The sequence below is a fragment of the Bradyrhizobium sp. ORS 375 genome (assembly GCF_000239775.1).
Classification (GTDB): Bacteria; Pseudomonadota; Alphaproteobacteria; order Rhizobiales; family Xanthobacteraceae; genus Bradyrhizobium.
Genome location: NZ_CAFI01000366.1, coordinates 1 through 1,377, shown reverse-complemented (window position 1 = coordinate 1,377; position 1,377 = coordinate 1). Strand labels below are relative to the sequence as shown.

Sequence of the window (1,377 nt, the reverse complement as noted above, 5' to 3'; positions counted from 1 at the left end):
GCCGCCGCGCGCGCCCTGCATGAATCCCGAAGCGCTCGGCGTCGGCCGCACTGTCGAGATCGACACGACAGGTGGCCCCGGCTTCGGCTTCGAGCATTTCAAGGATCTCGACTTCCTGAAGGATCACGAGGTCGTCCTGACCTTCGACGATGGCCCGTGGCCGGAGAACACGCCCGGCGTGCTCAAGGCGCTGGCCGATCAGTGCACCACCGGCATCTTCTTCATCATCGGCAAGCACGCGACGTACTATCCGGAGATCCTGAAGCAGGTCTACAACGCCGGCCACACGGTCGGCACGCACACCTGGTCGCACGCGGCGCTGACCAACAAGAAGCTGACCGAGGACCAGCGTAAGGAGGAGATCGAGCTCGGCATCAGCGCCGTCAAATGGGCGCTCGGCGGCAACTCGCCCGCGCCGTTCTTCCGCTTCCCGGCGCTGCAGCACCCGCCGGAAATGGTGACCTATCTGGGCACCCGCAACATCGGCATCTTCTCCTGCGACCTCGACTCGTTCGACTTCAAGGCGCGCAATGCGCAGGCGGTGATCGATGTCACTTTCAAGAAGCTCGACAAGCTCGGCAAGGGCATCATCCTGATGCACGACTTCCACAAGCACACCGCGGAAGCGCTGCCCGAGATGCTGCGCCGGCTGAAAGCCGGCGGCTACAAGGTGGTCGCGATGCGCGCCAAGGCGCCGGTGCAGTCGCTGCCGCAATATGACGAGCAGCTCGGCAAGGTCGCCAAGCTGCCGACGGTGAGCCAACGGCCGGTCTCGAGCGTTGTGACGACAGTGTCCGAATGATCGAGGATCTGTTTCGTCAGTGACCAAGCTTCGTCTCGAAGGTTATGTGATCGTGTCGGCCGACGGAATGTTGGCCGACTCCCAGAATGTGATGCCGGCCTCGCTCAAATTCCCGGGCGACGCCATGTTCTTCTCCGACGCGCTGGACAGTGCCGACCTGATCGTGCACGGCCGCAATTCCTATGAGGACCAGCCGAACTCGCCGAAGCGCAAGCGGCTGGTCGTGACCCGCTCGGTCGCGGGGCTCGCGCCCGACACCGAGAAGCCCAACTCGACGCTCTGGAACCCCGCCGGCGCCTCGTTTGAGGACGCCTGCGCGGCCGCCGGTGTCGACAGCGGCACGGTGGCGATCATCGGCGGTCCCGTCGTGTTCGACATGTTCATGGACCGTTACGACACCTTCTTCCTGTCGTTCGCGCCCCACGTGACCATTCCCGGCGGCGCCCCCTGCTTCACCGAGGTCGGCCCTGGCCGATCGCCGCAGCAGGTGCTGACGGCCCATGGGCTGACGCCGGCCAATCAGCTGATGCTCGATCCCGCCCACGACGTCAGCGTCACCGCCTGGAAACGCGCCG

At 65.1% G+C, this 1,377-nt stretch carries 2 protein-coding genes; both read left to right on the top strand.

Annotation, left to right across the window (positions count from 1 at the left end; genetic code table 11):
• The coding region (locus BRAO375_RS25545; protein ID WP_052536137.1) for a polysaccharide deacetylase family protein at positions 1-802 on the top strand (802 nt) is incomplete at its 5' end.
• A gap of 19 nt (positions 803-821) precedes the next feature.
• On the top strand, positions 822-1,377 hold a 556-nt coding region (locus BRAO375_RS25540; RefSeq protein WP_035642160.1), incomplete at its 3' end, for a dihydrofolate reductase family protein.